16 protein-coding genes and 3 tRNA genes are annotated in these 18,835 nt (G+C 63.1%); 5 read left to right on the top strand and 14 right to left on the bottom strand.

Annotated features, from left to right (window positions below; genetic code table 11):
• Window positions 1-9 precede the first annotated feature (9 nt).
• Window positions 10-1,176: a cysteine desulfurase family protein gene (locus tag PV760_RS08900; RefSeq protein ID WP_354627591.1), complete on the top strand. Its 1,167-nt coding sequence runs from the start codon at window positions 10-12 to the stop codon at window positions 1,174-1,176.
• An 84-nt stretch (window positions 1,177-1,260) separates the two neighbouring features.
• Here the strand turns inward: PV760_RS08900 and PV760_RS08895 are convergent, their stop codons facing one another.
• Both PV760_RS08895 and PV760_RS08890 read right to left on the bottom strand, forming a co-directional pair.
• Window positions 1,261-1,746, bottom strand: a complete 486-nt coding sequence (locus PV760_RS08895; protein ID WP_354627590.1) for a GtrA family protein — start codon at window positions 1,744-1,746, stop codon at window positions 1,261-1,263.
• An 18-nt stretch (window positions 1,747-1,764) separates the two neighbouring features.
• Window positions 1,765-2,613, bottom strand: coding sequence for a fumarylacetoacetate hydrolase family protein (locus PV760_RS08890; RefSeq protein ID WP_018776276.1), 849 nt, complete (start codon window positions 2,611-2,613; stop codon window positions 1,765-1,767).
• A 112-nt stretch (window positions 2,614-2,725) separates the two neighbouring features.
• Here PV760_RS08890 and PV760_RS08885 point away from each other — a divergent pair, with 112 nt between their 5' ends.
• The gene (locus PV760_RS08885) at window positions 2,726-3,919 is read left to right on the top strand and encodes an SLC13 family permease (RefSeq protein WP_354627589.1); all 1,194 of its coding nucleotides are present in this window, start codon (window positions 2,726-2,728) and stop codon (window positions 3,917-3,919) included.
• On the opposite strand, the gene PV760_RS08880 is transcribed toward PV760_RS08885, so the two are convergent.
• A complete protein-coding gene (locus tag PV760_RS08880; protein ID WP_039241977.1) occupies window positions 3,916-4,584 on the bottom strand; it encodes a DUF1684 domain-containing protein in 669 nt (222 codons plus the stop codon). The genes PV760_RS08885 and PV760_RS08880 overlap by 4 nt on opposite strands.
• Before the next feature lie 54 nt (window positions 4,585-4,638).
• Between PV760_RS08880 and PV760_RS08875 the strand changes: the two genes are divergently transcribed.
• Together PV760_RS08875 and PV760_RS08870 are read left to right on the top strand one after the other, a co-directional pair.
• Window positions 4,639-5,505, top strand: a complete 867-nt coding sequence (locus PV760_RS08875) for a hypothetical protein (protein WP_354627588.1) — start codon at window positions 4,639-4,641, stop codon at window positions 5,503-5,505.
• 70 nt (window positions 5,506-5,575) lie between these two features.
• Window positions 5,576-6,382, top strand: coding sequence for a transglutaminase-like domain-containing protein (locus PV760_RS08870; protein WP_354627587.1), 807 nt, complete (start codon window positions 5,576-5,578; stop codon window positions 6,380-6,382).
• Here PV760_RS08870 and PV760_RS08865 read toward each other — a convergent pair.
• From PV760_RS08865 to bcp, 7 genes are all read right to left on the bottom strand, one after another.
• Complete coding sequence (locus tag PV760_RS08865) at window positions 6,379-6,840, bottom strand: MarR family winged helix-turn-helix transcriptional regulator (RefSeq protein ID WP_055972205.1); 462 nt, start codon at window positions 6,838-6,840, stop codon at window positions 6,379-6,381. The two genes, PV760_RS08870 and PV760_RS08865, sit on opposite strands and share 4 nt — an antisense overlap.
• A complete protein-coding gene (locus PV760_RS08860; RefSeq protein WP_018776270.1) occupies window positions 6,840-7,964 on the bottom strand; it encodes an LLM class flavin-dependent oxidoreductase in 1,125 nt (374 codons plus the stop codon). Before PV760_RS08860 ends, PV760_RS08865 begins: the two co-directional genes overlap by 1 nt.
• Window positions 7,965-8,103: 139 nt before the next feature.
• Window positions 8,104-11,352 carry an efflux RND transporter permease subunit gene (locus PV760_RS08855; protein ID WP_354627586.1) on the bottom strand — a complete coding sequence of 1,083 codons (3,249 nt, stop codon included), beginning with the start codon at window positions 11,350-11,352 and terminating at the stop codon, window positions 8,104-8,106.
• 68 nt (window positions 11,353-11,420) lie between these two features.
• Entirely contained in the window at window positions 11,421-12,926 is a 1,506-nt protein-coding gene (locus PV760_RS08850; RefSeq protein WP_018776268.1) for a malate:quinone oxidoreductase, read from the bottom strand.
• A 79-nt stretch (window positions 12,927-13,005) separates the two neighbouring features.
• Window positions 13,006-14,682, bottom strand: coding sequence for an ABC transporter substrate-binding protein (locus PV760_RS08845; RefSeq protein WP_374757539.1), 1,677 nt, complete (start codon window positions 14,680-14,682; stop codon window positions 13,006-13,008).
• A 191-nt stretch (window positions 14,683-14,873) separates the two neighbouring features.
• Window positions 14,874-14,955 (bottom strand) — tRNA-Leu (locus PV760_RS08840).
• 60 nt (window positions 14,956-15,015) lie between these two features.
• Complete coding sequence (bcp, locus tag PV760_RS08835; protein WP_018776266.1) at window positions 15,016-15,489, bottom strand: thioredoxin-dependent thiol peroxidase; 474 nt, start codon at window positions 15,487-15,489, stop codon at window positions 15,016-15,018.
• An 85-nt stretch (window positions 15,490-15,574) separates the two neighbouring features.
• Between bcp and PV760_RS08830 the strand changes: the two genes are divergently transcribed.
• Entirely contained in the window at window positions 15,575-16,042 is a 468-nt protein-coding gene (locus tag PV760_RS08830; protein ID WP_026266909.1) for a MarR family winged helix-turn-helix transcriptional regulator, read from the top strand.
• Window positions 16,043-16,137: 95 nt separating this feature from the next.
• Here the strand turns inward: PV760_RS08830 and PV760_RS08825 are convergent.
• The 4 genes from PV760_RS08825 to PV760_RS08810 form a co-directional block, all read right to left on the bottom strand.
• Window positions 16,138-16,213 (bottom strand) — tRNA-Lys (locus tag PV760_RS08825).
• Between the two features lie 182 nt (window positions 16,214-16,395).
• Window positions 16,396-16,471, bottom strand: a tRNA-Lys gene (locus PV760_RS08820).
• 117 nt (window positions 16,472-16,588) lie between these two features.
• A complete protein-coding gene (locus PV760_RS08815) occupies window positions 16,589-17,731 on the bottom strand; it encodes a PQQ-dependent sugar dehydrogenase (RefSeq protein WP_354627675.1) in 1,143 nt (380 codons plus the stop codon).
• A 43-nt stretch (window positions 17,732-17,774) separates the two neighbouring features.
• Window positions 17,775-18,755 (bottom strand): sunset domain-containing protein, encoded by a 981-nt coding sequence (locus tag PV760_RS08810; protein ID WP_354627585.1) that lies wholly within the window; start codon window positions 18,753-18,755, stop codon window positions 17,775-17,777.
• Window positions 18,756-18,835 lie beyond the last annotated feature (80 nt).

The following is an 18,835-nucleotide window of genomic DNA, read 5'->3' as shown; positions in this document are numbered from 1 at the left end:
GCTCCGGTCATGATCTTCCTCGACGCCGCTGCCACCACGCCGGTCCGCCGCGAAGTGCTGGAGGCCATGTGGCCCTATCTCAGCGGCGAGTTTGGCAATCCCTCAAGCCACCACACGCTGGGTGAATCGGCAGCGGCGGCGCTCGCGGCGGCACGGTCCGGCGTCGCGAAAGTGTTCAACTGCCGCCCCGGCGAGGTCACGTTCACCTCGGGTGGCACCGAAGCGGACAACCTTGCCGTCAAAGGCATCGCATTGGCGCGGCGGGAGGCTGACCCTGCATTGAAGCGGGTGGTGATCAGCGCCGTCGAACATCCGGCGGTGGAGGAATCGGCGCGCTACCTGGAACGGGTCCACGGTTTTGTGGTGGATGTCGTGCCGGTAGACAGCGACGGTGTTGTCACTGTGGACGCGCTGCGCAGCGTCCTTCAGCCGGGGACCGCCCTGGTGAGCATCATGTACGCGAACAATGAAATCGGAACCGTGCAACCTATCGCCGACCTGGCAGAGGTTGCCCACGATGCCGGTGTTCCCTTCCACACAGACGCCGTACAGGCTGCGGGGTGGTGTCCGCTGGATGTGAAGGAGCTCGGCGTTGATGCCATGAGCATTTCAGCGCATAAATTGGGAGCGCCGAAGGGGTCCGGAGCCTTGTTCGTCAAAGGCCGGCTGCGCCTGGAACCCCTCATGCACGGAGGCGGGCAGGAGCGGGGCAAACGTTCGGGAACGGAAAACGTGGCCGGAGCCGTCGCTTTGTCTACGGCCTTGGCGCTCTCCCATGCCGAACAGCGGGAACAGGCGGACCGCGTTGCGCTCTTGCGTGAGACCTTCATTCAGCGGGTTTTGGACACCGTTCCTGACGCCATGCTGACAGGACATCGGAGCCGGCGCTTGCCGTCGGTCGCGTCCTTCTGCTTCCCGGGAACCAGCGGCGAATCGGTCCTGCTGGAACTCGAACGCTTGGGAGTCGTGTGCTCCAGCGGTTCGGCGTGTGCTGCTGGATCAGATGCGCCGTCGCCGGTTTTGGTGGCGTTGGGCATCGCTCCGGAAACCGCCCAGACGGCGGTTCGCTTCAGCTTCACTTCCGCCATCACCGGCAAAGAACTGGAGACGGCCGCCGGGGCGGTGGAAACCGCCGTCGCGCGTGTCAGGAACCTCGCGGCCCCGCAAGCCGGCTGACGCCCTGCGCTGCGCCGGGTGCTCGGCGCCGGGTGTTCGGTGCCGGGTGTTCGGTGCCGGACGCGCCGTGTTGGAGGTGCCGTGTTAGACGTGCCGCGCCCGGCGGAAAATCCAGTGACGCAGCAAGGTGAAACGGACGGCGGTGGCCACGAACCCGGACAAGGTAGTGGTCCAGAGTTCCTCGGCGACGCTGGCTTCCGGCTTGAAAAGATGCAGGACACCCAAGCTGCCACCTGTGATCAGCAAAGCGATGCCTATCACGAGCACGCCGCTTAGGTGGTCCCGCGCACGCTTTTTACTGCCAGTGATCTTGAACGTCAGGCGGCGGTTGAGCGCCGTGTTCATGAGTGAGGTCAGGATCAACGCCACGGCATTGGCCAGTTGCGGGTCGATGAGTGGACGCAGCAACGCGTAGATGGCCAGCGAGCTTCCCGTGCAGATAATCCCGACGCCGGTGAAGCGCAGCAGCTGCCTCACGAAGGGGTATCTCAGTACGCCGCGATGCCTTTTCCGGGGTGGTTTGTGAGGAGGAGACGGCAGTAGCCCTGTGGCGTCCGCAGCTGTCTCCATGGGGTTAAGCCTGACACACTATGCCGGCAGTTCCTCCCAGGAGGCGCCGGTCACGGGGTTGCTGAGCTCGCCGATTCCTTCGATGCTGCACACCACGGTGTCGCCGGGGTGGATGCGCGCGCTTTCGGCCGGGAAGCCGGTGAGGACCAGATCGCCGGGCTGGAGAGTCATGAACGAGGTGAGGTAGACGAGGATCTCCTCGACGTTCCAGCCAAGATCGGCGGTGCTGGCCGGCTTCAAGGCGGTTCCGTTGTGAATGATCCCGATGCCCAGGCGCGGGTAGTCCACTGTGGTCACTATCCACGGGCCGGCCGGGGTGAAAGTGTCTTGGCTCTTGGCGCTGATCCACAGTTCATCGCTCTTTTGCAGGTCCCGGGCTGAAACATCGTTGCCGATGGTGAAGCCCAGGACTGCGGACCGGGCGGTTTCCAGGGTCAGGTTCCGCGCCGCGCGGCCGACCACAATGGTCAGCTCCGCTTCGGGATCCACATGGCCGACGGACGTGCTGAGCTGGATGGCTTCGCCCGGGCCAATCACGCTCGAGGCCGCCTTGTGGAAGGCCTGGGGAGGCAGGTCGCGGCCGGGTTGTCCGGTGTTGTGGGCCATGCCGAAGACGTTGACCGGCACGGACGGCGCAAGGAACGTGAAGGCGTCTTCAGTGACTTTCGAACCCTTTTCCCAGCCCCCGCGCGAAGGGCTGGGCGCATTGGCCCGGGATGACGGAAACGGGGAGTCGATGACGGACCATATTTTCCCCTCCGCGGACGCGAAATCCGGGGCGTCGTTTGCTACAAAGAAGTGCTCGTCCGGTGAAGCCGGATCGAGGGGGCGGACGCGGGCGATTCGACGCGCGGGGGCTGAAGTCATGATGACATCCTACGTCCTCCGTCGGTGATGCCGCACTTGAGGCGCCCGACGCCGTCGTAATCTGCCGTGCCGTGGAGGGAACCCCACAGGCGCGGGGCTTAGAATCCCTCTCATGCGTCTGGCGATTATCGGGTTGATTCTGCTTGTAGCGGGCGGGGTAACCGTGGCCACGGGGGTCCTGCCGTGGCACGAGGTAGCGGTCCTCGCGGACCGGGTATCTCCGATCCTGGCATTTGTCGTCGCCATGACCGTGGTAACCGAACTCGTCAGTGAAGCCGGCACCTTCCAATGGGTCGCCCGGCATTTGCGCAGATGGGGGAGGGGACGCAGCGTCCTGCTGTGGTTGCTGCTGGCGCTGTTCGCCACCTTGAGCACTATCTTCCTGTCCCTGGATACGACGGCGGTCCTCCTCACTCCCGTCGTGGTCACCGTGGCCCGGCAGGCAGGACTGCCTGTCCTGCCTTTCGCGCTGACAACTGTGTGGCTGGCCAACACAGCCAGCCTGCTGCTGCCCATCTCGAACCTCACCAACCTCCTGGCGCAGCACAACCTGGGTGGGATCACCCCGGCCCAATTCGCCCAGCTCATGTGGGCGCCCTCGCTTGCCGCCATCCTGGTGCCCCTGGCCTTCATCGCCCTCGTTTTCCGGCGCGAACTGCGCAAGAGCTACGGCCTGGATGAATCCCGCCCGACGGTCGCTTCCACGGCCAAGGCCCCCGACCGCCTTTTGCTGGTGGGCAGCGCGGTGGTCCTGTTGCTGCTGCTGCCGGCCCTGGTGTCAGGAGCTGCCATCTGGATTCCGGCATCCCTCGCAGCGGCGGTCCTGGCAGTCCTGTTCGTTCTTCGGCGGCCCGCGGTCCTGAAGATCACGCTGATTCCCTGGTCGCTGCTCCTGTTCACCTGTGGCCTGTTCCTGGTTGTCGAGGCCACCCAGTACCTGGGCGCATCAGCAATACTCGGTGAAGTGGCGGGTCAGGGCAGTGGCTTCATCGAACTCCTACGGCTCGCCATGACCGGTGCCCTCGGCTCAAACGTCGTCAACAACCTGCCGGCCTACCTTCTGGCCGAACCGCTGGCGGGAACCCCGGAACGGATGGCGGCGTTGCTGGTGGGCGTCAACGCAGGTCCGTTGATTGCCCCCTGGGCGTCCTTGGCAACACTGCTGTGGCACGACAGGCTGATGCGGATGAACGTACACGTGAAATGGCAGGGCTACGCGGTGATGGGCCTGCTGGTGGCACCGCTGACCATAGTCGCCGCCATTGCGGCGCTCGCAGCCTTTGGACCAGGTGGGTTGTTCGGCTAGCCTGCGTACAGTTCGCCGACCGGCACCTCCGCAGGCAACCTGTTGGCCGGGCCTGCGAGCGGGCACGCCCAGGCCTCGTTGTAGGCGCATGAGGGGTTGTAGGCGAAGTTGAAATCGAGGGTGAACTCCTGCCCGGCGCCCGTTCCCCTTGTCCCGTGGAATGAACCTTTGATGGTGTCCAGAAGGTACCTGCCGGCACCGTAGCTGCCACCCTGTTTGCCGGCGGTCGCATCACGGAACGGCACGAAGATCCCGCCACCGTAGCTCCGGAGCCGCCAAACAGCCAAGGAACCAAGTCCGGGCAGTTCAAACGTGCCGATCCGGGTGAAAGGCACCACTCCGTCAGTCCCGGTCTGGACATTCATTTCCTGTCCCTGGCCTTCCGGCTGGAGCACGGCATGGAACCGGTAGGCGGGGTCGTACCCGGCGGTCTGCAATCCGGAAAACGATGCCTTCATCTCCGGCGTGAGGGCGGAGGCAGGATGCGTGGCAAACATCAGGTCCCGCTCCTGGCGCCAGTACACGTGTGCGTCGAAGGGATTGGTCGCTGCGAGTTGCCGGACCTTGTCATAGAGGGCGAAGGTCTTCAGACGCCAGTCAGCTATGTCTACTGCGGACATCGTGGGGATAGTGTCCTCGGATTCGTCGTGCTGAGTAGGGGCCATACCCTCAGCCTAGACCTGTGCGTGTCGCGGCACCCCCGCCGCTAGGCTGTGCTCATGACTGGCACGAGGAATCCGGGCGGCATTCCGCTCAAACTAGCCGCCGTGGCGCTTGCGGGTTCCATGGTGGTGGGCACAGCGGCATGCTCATCCGAAAACAAGGGCCCACAGGTCACCTCTACGGCGACATCGCGGCCGAACAGTTCCGAATCGGGGACCGGGGCGCCTGAAGGCTCGACGACGACCCCCACCACTGAGGCCAGCCAAGCGACATCTCCGGCCGGCTCGAGCGGAACGGACGCTCCTTCCGGGTCACCGACCACGGGTCCGGATCCGGCGCCCACGGCCCTGTCCTGGAAAACCTATACGGATGCCGCCAAGAGCGTCAGTTTCGAGCTTCCGAAGGACTGGATCGCGCAATCCGCAGAACCTGCGGCCGGCTCGTTGGCTGGCGCCGTCAAGGTGGAAGTCAAAGATGGCGCAGGGAAATACATAGCCACCCTCCAAACAGGGTTGCCTCCGTCCGCTCCGGCTGCCTGCCCTGCGGGGCAGGGGAAGCCCTACGTGGTGATCAGCAGCACGCCCGTTGACGTACCGCACTCCGACGGGCCGGACACCATTGATCCGCGGATGGTCTTCCGCGTCATCCAGGGGTATAGGTTCTTCGGTTCCTATGGGATTACCAACATGGTGGCCGGCGTTGACGGCCAGGCGTGCGAGCTCGTCAACCGCGTACAGGGACCGGCAGGAAAAGGCGACTTCTCGTTCGGGGATGTCCTTGCCCTGCATGCCTTCGCTGCCGAGGAAAAAGTGGCGCCCGTGAAGTCTTTCGATACGCTGGACCTGGCCGCTAAATACGTGGCCCACGATTCTGAATTCGCCAACGTCCAGCGGATGCTACTGTCTCTGAAGGTCAATCCGTAGTCCTGGGGTTGGCTGATCCACACACTCGGCGGCGTTGGGGGCCGCGCGCCGCAACCCAGTCCGGAGATCAATGGAACGCAACGTTGCTGCCACGCTCGTTTTCAAGACCGCGGCCAACACCAAAGTGGCCATGGCCATTGCCGTGGCCAACAACCCAGGCTATGACCTGGTGACCGAGAACCTGTCGGTCACTGTTGCGGGCGAGGAACTTCCTGTAGTCGAACTCAGCGACCACCATGGTGGACGGTTCCACTATCTTGAGTTCGCCGAGCCCAGCGAAGTAACGGTGGACTACCGGGCAAGTGTCCACGGCTATGCCGTTCCCGATACGTCCACTCCCATGGAGCTCATCCGGTATGTCAGGCCAAGCCGTTACGCGGAGTCGGACAGGCTGCTGCCCACCTCCTATGCCGAGTTCGGCGGCCTGCAGGGTGCCGAACTGCTCCACGCAGTTCGTGACTGGGTCCACGGAGAGCTCCGCTACGTCAGTGGCTCGTCGCGGGGGACGGATGGAGCCGTGGAAACCCTGCTGCACCGCAAGGGTGTGTGCAGGGACTTTGCCCACCTCGCCATTGCCTTGTTGCGCTCCAAGGATGTGCCTGCGCGCCTTGCTGCCGTCTACGCCCCCGGCCTGAGCCCCATGGATTTCCATGCGGTGGCCGAAGCCTATGTTGACGGGTCCTGGCGGATCATTGATCCCACTGGCCTGGCGCCGCGTGAATCCATGCTCCGCATCACCGCCGGGCGTGACTCCTCGGACACTGCATTTCTTTCCACGGTGGGTGGAAGTCTCTCGCTGAAGACCCTGAAGGTCAGCGCTTCCATCAACGGAGAGCTCCCGGTGGAGAACCACCGGGAGCTCGTCAGCCTGCGCTAGTGTCCGGCCACTGAGGCTCGGAGCTTCTCGGTCAACCGCAAGAGTTCGCGCTGTTCATCGGCCGTGAGAGCGGGCGCCACCAGGGTTGCGATGTCGCGCACGTGTTCGCGCCCGATGGTTTTTTGAAGTTCCCGTCCCGCCTCGGTGAGGGCCAGCAGGACCCCGCGGCCGTCGTCGGGGGCGGTGGTCCGCTCCACGAGTCCGCGCTTCTCCAAGCGGTCCACCAAGCGGCTCAAGCTGGACTGGCTCAGCAGCACTTTGTCGTTGATCTCGTTCAGGCGCAGTTGGCCTGACGGGCAGCGCGAGAGCGTGAACAGGACGTCGTATTCCTTCACGGGCAGGGTCTTGAAGGCCGGTCCGGACTGCAGCTTCCGCATCACCGCCACCTGGGAGCGGAACAAGGACTCCCAGGTTTCGGCGGCGAGGCGGACGGCAGAGGACCCCGAGGGGGCGGACATCAGGCGTCCTGGCCCGCTGCACCGGCGGTAGCCGATTCGGTGACCTTGGCTTCCAGGGCGGCTGCCACGCGGGAGGCGTGGGTGGGCGCATCCGGCACGTGTGCGGGCTTCATGGCGGCGTACTCCTTGCGCAGGACCGGCAGGACTTCCTCGCCAAAGAGGTCCAGTTGCTCCAATACGGTCTTCAGGGGAAGGCCGGCGTGGTCGATCAGGAACAACTGGCGCTGGTAGTCGCCGAACGCTTCACGGAAGGTCAGGGTCTTCTCGATGACTTCCTGCGGGCTGCCGACGGTCAGGGGCGTTTGCGAAGTGAAGTCCTCCAGCGACGGGCCGTGTCCGTAAACCGGGGCGTTGTCGAAGTACGGACGGAATTCCTTGACGGCGTCCTGGGAGTTCTTCCTCATGAAGAACTGGCCGCCGAGGCCCACGATCGCCTGGTCTGCCTTGCCGTGGCCGTAGTGCTCGTAGCGCTCACGGTACAGGCCGATCAACTGCTGGTAGTGCTCCTTCGGCCAGAAGATGTTGTTGGCGAAGAAGCCATCGCCGTAGTATGCAGCAACCTCCGCGATCTGGGGAGTGCGGATGGAGCCGTGCCAGACGAAGGGAGCGACGTCGTCGAGCGGCCGCGGCGTCGAAGTGAAGTTCTGCAGCGGGGTACGGAACTTGCCGGACCAGTTGACAGTGTCCTCATCCCAAAGCTTGCGGAGCAGGCTGTAGTTCTCGATCGCGAGTTCGATGCCGTCCTGGATGTTCTTGCCGAACCAGGGGTACACGGGCGCCGTATTGCCGCGACCGAGCACCAGGTCCACGCGGCCATCGGAGAGGTGCTGCAGCATGGCGAAGTCTTCTGCGATCTTCACGGGGTCGTTGGTGGTGATCAGTGTGGTCGCAGTGGACAGCGTGATGCGCTCTGTCTGGGCAGCGATGTAAGCCAGCGTGGTGGTGGGGGAGGAGGAGAAGAACGGGCGGTTGTGGTGCTCGCCCAGGGCGTAGACATCCATGCCGATTTCTTCGACCTTCTTGGCGATGGCAACGGACGCCTTGATGCGCTCGTTTTCGGTGGGCGTGCGGCCCGTTGTGGGGTCAGTCGTGATGTCGCTGACGCTGAATACGCCGATCTGCATGATGTGCCTTTCTCCCTGCCCGTGGTCCCGGGCTCTGTAAACAGTGTACCTCAAACTAGATGCATTTGCATGTATCAGTGCCTATAACAGGACAGGGCCGGGAATTGTTCCCGGCCCTGCTTAGGTGATTGTTGAGGAGCTACTCCCCGGGATTGTGGGCCGCGCGGCGGCCCTTGACCCGGGGGATCATGCCCGTGGTCCAGTCCTGGAACTCGTCTGCACCACTGCCGCCCTGGCCGTTGCTTCCCTGGCTGTTGTTTCCGGGTGCTGGAGTTGGCTTCTCCTGCAGCTCACGCAGCAATTGCTTCTTCTCCCTGCGTCCTTCCACCAGTTTGTACAGGACAGGGACCAGCACCAGGGTCAGGGCCGTTGAAGAGACAAGACCGCCAATGACGACGATGGCCAAAGGTTGCGAGATAAAGCCTCCACCGCCTGTCAGGCCCAGCGCCATCGGAGTCAAAGCGAAAACAGTTGCCAGCGCCGTCATCAGGATGGGGCGGAGACGTTGCCGGGCACCATGGGTGATGGCGTCAGCGACGGTCATGCCGGGGCGGCCGTCATGCGGTTTCCGGTATTGATTGATGAGGTCGATCAGGACAATCGCGTTGGTCACCACGATGCCCACCAACATCAGCATGCCGATCAGTGACGGCAGGCCCAACGGCACACCTGTCAGCAACAGGAGGCCGATGGCGCCTGTGGCCGCGAACGGCACGGAGACCAGCAGGATCAGGGGCTGGATGAGTGACTTGAATGCCGCCACCATGATCACGTAGACAATGGCAATCGCCGCCAGAAGCGCCAGGCCCAGTTGGCGGAAAGACTCCGCCTGCTGGGTGGTGGCGCCGCCGATGGTGGCGGTGACTCCGGCGGGCAGATCTACCTTGGCGAGCCGCTCCTGCACGGCGGTGCTGACGCTGCCGAGGTTGGATCCCGACGGCGTGACAGTCACCCGCGCGGTCCGCTGGCCGTTGCTGCTGGTGATGGATACCGGCGTGTCCACTTGTTCGACGGCGGCGATGGCCTCGAGCGCGACGCCTCCGCGGGCCGTGGGGAGCTGGAGCGCCCGAACGGCGGCAAGGCTGGTGAACCGGGTCCCTTGGCCGATCTGGACCGGGTAGTCATCCGTGTCGATCCGGACTGTGCCGGCAGGGATGGGGCTGACCGTGGAGGCGAGGAACGCACCCACTTGTTCCTCGGTCAAACCCGCAGCCACGGCCTTGGCACGGTCAACCCGGACCTGGACCACGGACTGGGTGGATGCCAGGTTGGTTGAGACTTCCGTGCTGCCGGGAACACCCTCCATGGCCTTGACCATGGCATCACTGGCCGTCTTCAGGTCAGCGGAGTTGGCAGCCTTGATGGTGATATCCACTGTGGAGGACGTCCCGAAGCCGCCTTGCTGGGAGCCAACGGTGATCTTGCCTGCCGCCCCGGCCAGCTTGTTCCGGACTTCCTCCTGGAGCTTGCCCTGGTTGACTTTCTCGTCGGTGACGATCGTGAACGTCGAGTTCGATGAACCCGTCGATGTCAGGGCAGCGAAGCCGGTCTGGGCGTTGCCGGAGGTTACCTGCACATCCTTGATGCCCTCGATGCCCTTGAGGGCATCCTCAACCTTCGTGGCCTCTTCACTGGTTGCCTGCAGGCTGGTGCCGGCCGGCAGGACCTGCCGGACCGTCATGCTGTTCTCCCCGGAGCGGCCCAGCAGGTCCGTGGCCAGCAACGGTGACACGGCGATGGTCGCCACCAGGATCAGGGCTGCGGCGGACAAGGTCATGACAGGGTGCTTCTGGGTCTTTGTCAGGATCGGAAGGTAGCCGCGCTGGAGCCGGCTCCGCTGCTCGGCTTCACGTGCTTTCTCCGCCGTTTCCTTACCGGAGCCTTCCGTATCGGAGTTAGCGGCCTCGGCGCCTTTCCTGGGCGACGACAGGAACCAATAAGCCAGTACGGGGACGATGGTCAGGGAAACCAGGAGCGAGGACAACAAAGCTATCGTCACGGTCAGCGCGAAGGGGCGGAACAACTCACCGGCGAGATCGCCCACGAACGCGATCGGAAGGAACACTGCAACCGTCGTCAGCGTCGACGCCGTAATGGCCCCCGCCACCTCGCGGATAGATGTCAGGATGGCCGCGAGCTTGTGTTCGCCGTAGCTCAAGTGCCGTTTGATGTTCTCGATCACCACGATTGAGTCATCCACCACGCGCCCGATGGCAATAGTGAGGGCGCCCAGCGTGAGGATGTTCAGTGAGTACCCGGTGGCAGAGATGCCAATGAAAGTTATCAGCAGGGACAGCGGAATGGACACTGCCGTGACCAAGGTCGAGCGGACGGACATCAGGAACACCAGGATGACCGCCACGGCAAAGCCAAGGCCCAGGAGCCCTTCAGTGGTGAGGTCCTTGATGGATTTCTCAATGAACGGGGCCTGGTCAAAAACAGGAGTGAAGGTGGCGTTGTTCCCCAGTTCCTCTTCCATCGTCCCGATGGCGTCACGGACAGCATGGGAGATCGCCACAGTATCGCCCTCGGGCTTCTTCGTGACGGACAGGGCCAACGTCGGCTTGCCGTTGGTTCGCGTAATTGATGTGGCGGCGTCGTCTTCGATGCTGACGTCTGCTACGGCACCGATGGTGGTGGCTTTGCTGGTTCCTGCCAGCGGAAGTCCCTTGATGACGTCCAGGGAGTCCACAGGACTGCCGAGTTGGAGGGAGAGCGTTTTGCCCTGGTCCTCGATGGTGCCGACGGGAACCAGGGTCCCGTTGTTCTTCAGCGCGCTGCTGATGGATTGGACCGAGGCTCCCGTTGAGGCGAGATCGGCCTGGCGGGGCTGGATCAGGATGTGCTGGCTGGCGCCGCCAGTCACGTCGGCGCCCCGGACGCCGTCGATCTTCTGGAGGCGGGGCACGCTGAGCCTGAGCAGGTCCGCGTTGAGTTCACTCAGCGGTTTGTCGGAAGAAACGGCCAGGTAGACGATCGGGAAGTCGCTGATGTTGCCCGCGATGGACTGGGGCTCCACGTTGGCGGGCAGCACTCGCTTGGCGTTGGAAATGGCCCGGTCGATCTGGTTGCGTGCGCGATCGAGATTAGAGCCATAGGTGAACACCATGGTGATCTGCGAGACGCCGTTGCGTGAGGTGGACGAGGTTGATTCAAGTCCTTCGACGCTGTTCAGCGCAGTTTCAAGGGGCTGGCTCAGCTGCTTGTCCACCACCTCCGGCGAAGCGCCTGGCATGGAGGTGACAACTGTGATCTGCGGGAACTCGATGGACGGGATGAGTTCCTGCTTCAGCGACCCCATGGTGATCACGCCGAACACCGCCGCAAAGACGGTGATCAGCGCGATCAGGGCCCGGTTGCCCAGGGAAAGCTTGGCCAGGCGGAACATTGCATCGACTCCTGTGGTCTACGAAACGATTCGTCTGACGGGAACCGGCCGCAGCCCCGGGGTGTGGCCTAGCCCTGGACGGCGTTGGCCACTTCCAATTGCAGGGACCTGGCTGTGCTGGCCTCCAGTTCGGCGGCAAGGTCCGGGTTCTCATTGAGCTTGACGCCGTAGCCCGGCATCATGTCCTTGAGCTTGGACTGCCATCCCTTGAAGTTCTTGGGGAAGGACTTCTGCAGGAGTTCGATCATGATCGGCACAGCCGTGGACGCTCCAGGCGATGCACCGAGGAGGGCGCCGATGGAGCCGTCGCGGGAGGCGATGACCTCGGTGCCGAACTGCAGGACACCACCCTTCTGGGGATGCTTCTTGATGATCTGTACACGCTGGCCGGCAGTGATCAGTTCCCAGTTGCTGCCGACGGCCTCGGGGTAGTACTCGCGCAGCGATTCCACCTTGGCTTCGTGCCGCTTGGCAACCTCCTTGATGAGGTAGGCCGTGAGATCCATGTTGTCCTTGGCTACTGCCAGCATGGGGATGATGTTCCCCGGGCGGATGGACAGGGGAAGGTCAAGGTAGCTGGAAGTCTTCAGGAAGTTGGTGGAGAAGCCGGCGTAAGGACCGAACAGGAGGGAACGCTTTCCGTCAACAAAGCGGGTGTCCAGGTGGGGTACGGACATCGGGGGAGCGCCGACCGAGGCCTGGCCGTAGACCTTGGCACTGTGCTGGGAGGTGATGGCATCATCGGTGCAGCGGAAGAACTGTCCCGATACGGGGAATCCGCCGTAGCCCTTGCTTTCCGGGATGCCCGAGGCCTGCAACAGGTGGAGCGCACCGCCGCCGGCGCCAACGAAGACAAAGTTGGCGTGGATACGGCCGTGCTCGCCGGACTTGGCATGCTTGATGGACAGATCCCAGCCGCCGCCTGCTGCGCGGTTGATGTTGGTGACGTCGTGGCCGTAGTTGACCTCGGCCCCGCTGCCCTGAAGGTAACCGGTCAGCTCGCGGGTCAGGGCGCCGAAATCGACGTCGGTGCCTTCCGCTGCGCGGGTGGCGGCGACACGCTGCTTGCGGTCACGGCCCTTGACGATCAGGGGTGCCCACTTGGCGATTTGGTCCTGGTCCTCGGTGTACTCCATGCTGCGGAACAGCGTGTTGGGCTTGAGGGCCTCGTAGCGGGTCTTCAGGAATTTCGCGTGGTCCTCGCCAATGACGAAGCTCATGTGCGGAACCGTGTTGATGAAGCCCTTGGGCGATCCGATCACCTTGCTGTCCACCAAGTGGGACCAGAACTGGCGTGAGAGCTGGAACTGCTCGTTGATGTGGAGGGCCTTGGAAGGATCCACGGAACCGTCCTTGGCTGCGGGTGAGTAGTTAAGCTCACACAGGGCAGCGTGTCCGGTGCCGGCGTTGTTCCACGGTCCAGAGCTCTCGAGCCCCGCTTCGTCGAGTCGTTCGAACAGGGAGATGGTCCAGGTGGGTTCAAGTTGCTTGATGAACGCACCGAGGGTGGCACTCATGATTCCGCCGCCAATAAGGACGACGTCGGCATGTTGAGTCTTGGAAATGAAGGTCACGATCAATCTCCGTTAGCGGCGGCACTGGCTGTCACAGAATATCCCCGTGCAGACCCAATACTGAAATTGTGGGGAATCGTCAAGGCTTTAAGCGGACGTTCGTGAAAACTTCGTTGAGGACCGGTGAAGCGGGGTAGCTTTCCACCTTGTTGGACAACGCCAGGGCCGAGATGGGGAAGGCGATCGGGACTGCCGGCACGGACGCGGCAATCTCGGCATTGATGGCCTGGTACTGGGCATTGCGGTCATCGCCCTCAGGCATGGCGCGTGCCCTTTCGATCTTGTGGAAGACCTCCGAGTCCGTGTAGCCGAACTCCGCCCGGCTTTCGCCGAAGAGGGGCCCCAGGAAGTTGTCGGCATCGGCGTACGAGCCGTTCCATCCGAGCAGGTGCAGCCCACGGTCCCCGGCGGACTGGACCTTTTGGAGGTAGCCGTTTTCCCAGTCAATGGGAACCGGTTTGATGTTGAGGCCAACGGCAACCAGCTGGCGGCTGATTTCGGCGTAGATCTTCTCGGGAGTGGGCATGTAGGCCCGCGTGGCATTCAACGGATAGTAGAACTTCAGTTCCTCACCCTTGTAGCCGGCCTTCTCGAGAAGCTGTTTGGCCTTCTCAGGGTTGTATCCCAGCGACGGGGCGTTGTTGTTGAAGCCGCTGAGCTTTGGCGGCACGAACTGGGACGCCTGGGCAGTGTTGTCGATGAAGAACTTGCGGATCAGGGATTCTTTGTCCACGGCCATTTCAATGGCTTGGCGGACCTCCAGCTTGTCCAGGGGTGCCACTGCCTGGTTGATGCCCAGGTACATCACGGAGAACGGGTCCCGTTGGATGATCTGGACACCCTTCTTGACGAGTTGGTCGAAGGTTGCCGGCGTCACGAGGTCGTAGGCGTCGATTTTGCCATCCAGAAGAGCCTGTTGCCGTGTCTCGGCGCGGTCGTAAGGGATGAAATTGATGGTGGCTATCTGGCCCCTGTTGCCCCAATAGCCTTTGTAGCTTTGGAGGGTGATCTTGTTCTCGTCCCAGGTTCCAAATTGGTAGGGACCGGTCCCCACGGGGTGGCTCGCGTAGGCAGAAACTGCCTGGCCGTTCCGGGTCTGGTCAAGAACGTTGGCGCGCTGCGCTTCCAGTGCGGCGGGGGAAGAAATGGCGAAGGCCGGAAGCGTCAGTGCCTGCAGGAACCCGGTGAAGGGCCTGGTCAGGTTGATTTGGACGTCGGTGGGTGAGACCACCTTGCAGTCCTTGAAGATGGAGAAGACGGGCTCGTCCGAATAGGCCTTGAAAACGCCCTGGAATGAGATTCCCGGTGCCTGCTTCCGGAGATCGGCAGGGAAGCTGAACCAGCGGTTGAAGTTGGCACACACTGCGGTTGCGTCGAAAGGTGTTCCGTCGTGGAAGGTGACTTTGGAGCGGAGGGTGAAGTCGTAGGTCAGACCGTTGTTGCTGTCTTTCCACTCCGTGGCCAGCAGGGGAGTGGTGTCTCCGGTTGATCCGTCAACACCAACCAGTCCCTCAAGGACCTGGCGCGTTACACGGTAGGACTCGGAATCGGCCGTCATGGCAGGGTCAAGGCCCAAGGGCATCGACGCCGTGCCGAAGTTGAAGGTGGCCGCCGGCTCGGCCGGGGCCGAGCTTCCGGTAGACGACGACGGCGCGGGGCCAGGCGTTCCTGTACATGCCGCCAGCCCCAGTACTGCAAAAACAGAGCCCACCTTGAGCAACTGCACGGTCAGGCTCCGCATTTTGCTGCTTGCCACTCTTGTCCCCTCAAGCCGGTTGAAATGCCACGGCCGGCTTAGGCCAGACCACATTCCAGTCTAGTTGAACGTCCCGAACGCACTTCCCAGCGCTTATTCAGGTAGCTGTCCCCGCTGCTTGAGGAAAAACCCCCGGCTCTGCAACCGGGGGTGCTCCGTGTGCCCATGGCCACGGTCCTTCTTGACTCTTGTGCGCAAGGGGGGACTTGAACCCCCACGCCCGAAGGCACAGGAACCTAAATCCTGCGTGTCTGCCAATTTCACCACTCGCGCCGGCCGGCATTCAGGCCCCCTTCGGGCGCCCGATGCCATATACGGCCTCCAGTGTACCCGTTACCCGTCCAGCTTGAGGTCCCGGCGCAGCTTGGCTACGTGGCCCGTGGCGCGGACGTTGTACTGGGCCAGGGAAACCTTGCCATCGGGGTCAACCACGATGGTGGAGCGGATCAGCCCCTGGTAGGTCCTGCCGTAGTTTTTCTTTTCGCCCCATGCCCCGTAGGCGTCGGCGACGGTGTGCTCCTGGTCGGACAGCAGCGGGAAGGTGAGTTGCTCTTCCGCCGCAAATTTGGCGATGGCGTCCACGGAATCGGGGGAGACTCCAACAACTTCGTAGCCGGCCGCTTGCAGTGAGCCCAGAGTGTCTCTGAAGTCACAAGCCTCTTTGGTGCACCCGGGAGTTGAGGCGGCCGGGTAGAAGTAGACGATGGTTTTTCGGCCCCGGAAGTCGGACAAACTGACGTTTTCGCCCGAGGCGTCCTGCAGGGTGAAGTCCGGTGCAACGTCGCCGGGGATAAGTCGTTCAGCCAAAATATGCTCCTTGCTTTCGGTCGCGATTTCCCAGTTTAGACCGCAGAAGCCGCGTCCCCGGCTCTTGCGCGCATATACTGTCGGCATGCCAGATATGGAGAGATGGCCCACTACCCGACTGCTTTCGACAGCTGCACGCCTGGTGGAAATCTCGTGGAACGAAAAATTGAAGTCCATCGGCCTTACCCACGCCGGGGTCATTGCCATGCAAGTACTTGCAGCCAAGGGTGCAATTACCCAGGCGGCTTTGGCTGAAGTTGCGAGGGTCAAAGCCCAGACCATGGGGACCACCCTTGCCAGGCTCGAGCTGCACGGGCACGTTACACGCCAACGCAGCGACTCGGACCGCAGAAGCCACGTGGTCACCCTGACGGAGGCCGGTAGCGCAGCCCTTGCGGAAGCTGTGAAGCTGGAGCAGGAAGTGTTGTCGCCTGTCGCTGTGGATACTGCGAGGCTGCGTGAGGAACTCAGGATTGTCGTCCGGGGGCTTGCGGGCTTGCCCGCTCCCGAGCAGGAATCCCAGGAAGTCGAAAGCGACGTGCCGCAGGCCTGATTCAAAACCGGCAAGGGCCTTTCCCTGCCGGCAATTCCTGCCAGTCAAAAAAGTAAAGGCTCCGGATCGTGTGAACGATCCGGAGCCTTTTGTCTTGGTGCACCCCCCGGGACTCGAACCCGGAACCCATTGATTAAGAGTCAATTGCTCTGCCAGTTGAGCTAGAGGTGCAGCTATTGTTTCGGTCTTGGAGGGAATTCGCATTCCTTGCGGACCTCCGCAACGACAAATAACTCTACACCACAATTCGCGGATTCAAAACCACGCTCGAAGTGAAGCTGCGCACGGCGCGGGATGGCATTCCTTAGGAAAAACAAAAGACCCTGGAGTGAATTCACTCCAGGGTCTTTCAGTGGTGCACCCCCCGGGACTCGAACCCGGAACCCATTGATTAAGAGTCAATTGCTCTGCCAGTTGAGCTAGAGGTGCAGCTGTTGATTTCGATCATCCGTGGGGCGTTTCCTTCCCCGGCGATCTCCGCAACGACAAGTAACTCTACACGACTTGGCCCGAAGTGCGAAATCGAGCCGGGGCACTTGCCGCGCATCATGGTTGGCTCCGCAAAATCAGCGCGAAGTCGGGGTTTTTGTTGTTGCTGAGCACCCATAGATCGCCGTTCGGTGCGCGGGCAACGTCCCGCAAGCGGCCGTACCCGCCTGTGAAATAAGCCACAGGGGTGCCTGCTGTTGGGCCATCGAGGGGAACGGCCCAGAGCCGCTGGCCGCGAAGGGCGCCGGTGTAAGCCACGCCGTTGATGATTTCCAGCCCGCTCGGCGACGCCTCGGACGTCGAGGGCCAGACGACCTTCGCGTCGGTCAGACCGCTTCGGCCCGGCGCCCCCGTCACCAGAGGCCAGCCGTAATTGCCGCCGGGGAGGATGAGATTCAGTTCGTCGTCCACGTCAGGGCCGAACTCGCTTGCCCACAGCCTACCTTCGGCGTCCCAGGCCAGGCCTTGGACGTTCCGGTGCCCATAGCTGTACACCGGATTGTCACCGAAAGGATTACCCGGCGCGGGGCGCCCCTCCGGGGTCAGGCGGAGGATCTTGCCACCCAGGGCCTCCGTGTCCTGCGGTTGCTCCCTGCGCTGGGAGTCCCCGGTGCCGACATAGAGCATTCCGTCCGGACCGAAACGAATACGTCCTCCGTTGTGGGTCGATGCCTTCGGGATTCCAGGGAAGATGACCTCCGGTGTGCCGAGCCCCGGGGGCCCGTCGGCATCCTCCTTCAGTTGCATCCGGACAATCCGGTTGTCAGTTGCCGACGTCAGATAGGCATAGAGCCACCGGTCGGAGGCAAAAGACGGCGACGCGGCAAGTCCCAGCAATCCGCCTTCGCCGCCGGGAACGACGCCGGGTACCTCGGCTATCGGGGTCGCGCGGCCGTCCTTGATCCCCACGAGCCGCGCCGAATCCCGTTCGGACACTACGGCGGTGCCGTCCGGCAGGAAGACGACGGACCATGGCAGCTGGAGCCCGACGTCGAGCTTTTGCAGGACCTCAGGCGCCGGCGGTGCGGCTTGCCCCGTCCGGCTCGATCCGGAGCCGGCCGGATTCGGGGTGGCCGCGGTGCCGGGCGAGGAGGTGCCTCCGGTGCAGGCTGAAAGTGCCACGACCAACACAAGTGCATGGCCGGCCGCCACAAGCCGTTGTCCTCCCGTGAAGCCTTTTCCTGCACCTTGGTGTCCCATGGCTGTGTGCTGCTCCTGACGCGACGGATTCCGGATGGCCGGATCAGTGCCTGCTGCGCCGGGGCGGACGGAATCCGGCTGCCTCAGCATGGGCTGCGGATTCGAACCAGACGTCCGCTTCGACGTCGTTGTAGTCGGCGGCGTCCTCATCGTGATACGTCATGGTCGCCGCAATTGCCTTGACAGGATGGCCTTCGCGCTGCGTGCTGGACGAGCCGGTTCCGTAGGGCTCCTCCGCGGCAAGGTGCCCGGACGGGCCGGTTTCCTCGATCGCAGAGCCTTCAGTCGTGGCTTCTTCGGCTGTGGTGTCTTCAACGGTGTCTTCGCCGGCTGCGGTCTCGGCACCGGGGAGTGTGGGGGAGTGCGGAGCAGTGTACTCCTGGTGATGGACCGGTGCGCCTGCAGCGTCAGTCCACGATGATTCCCACTCGGCCTTGTCGGCTGCGTCATCGGCCCTGGCGACGTCGTCAGCGGTGACCTCGACGGCGGGCGCCTCCTGCCAGTCGTCAACGTCGCCGGCGTCGGCAGTGTGCAACCTGGCGTCGGTATCCACTACCGGTTCGTCCACCACCGGCTCTTCGACAACCGGGGCTGCAATGACCGGTTCCTCGACCGTCAGACCGGGTGTTGCGGCCTTCTGCACGCCGGTTTGCCCGTCGGCGGATTCATCGGAGGCCCCGGGGCGAACGCCGGCCTCACCAACGGCAGGTTCACTTGTCTCGCCGTGGGGTTCAACTGCTGTTTCGTCGGGGCGTGGTTCTTCTGCGCGTTCTTCTTCCCGGAGCGGCTCGTCAGCGGTTGGTCCGCTACCCTCGGCAGCTGCTTTGCCAAGGTTGGTTACGCCGGCCAGTCCGGCGACTCCCGCAGTCACCGCACCCGGATCCGGTACGGTTCCGGTATTGGTGGACTCCATTGCTGCGGGAGCCGGGCTAGCGGTGGTATTCGAGGTTTTGTTGCGGCTCATGAGCCACCAAAGAATCGCGACGACCAAAACAATGACAATGACCCAAATTAACCAATCCATGGCGGGTGCCCTTCTGCTCACAGGGGTGCAGTACGTGGTATTTCAGACGTTACGTCCCTGCTATTGGGCTGTCCAGCTCT

The sequence above is a fragment of the Paenarthrobacter sp. CC6 genome, assembly GCF_040560085.1.
In the GTDB taxonomy this organism is placed as follows: Bacteria; Actinomycetota; Actinomycetes; order Actinomycetales; family Micrococcaceae; genus Arthrobacter; species Arthrobacter nicotinovorans.
Note: the sequence above shows the minus strand (reverse complement) of the source record. Positions and strands in the feature narration are given on the sequence as shown.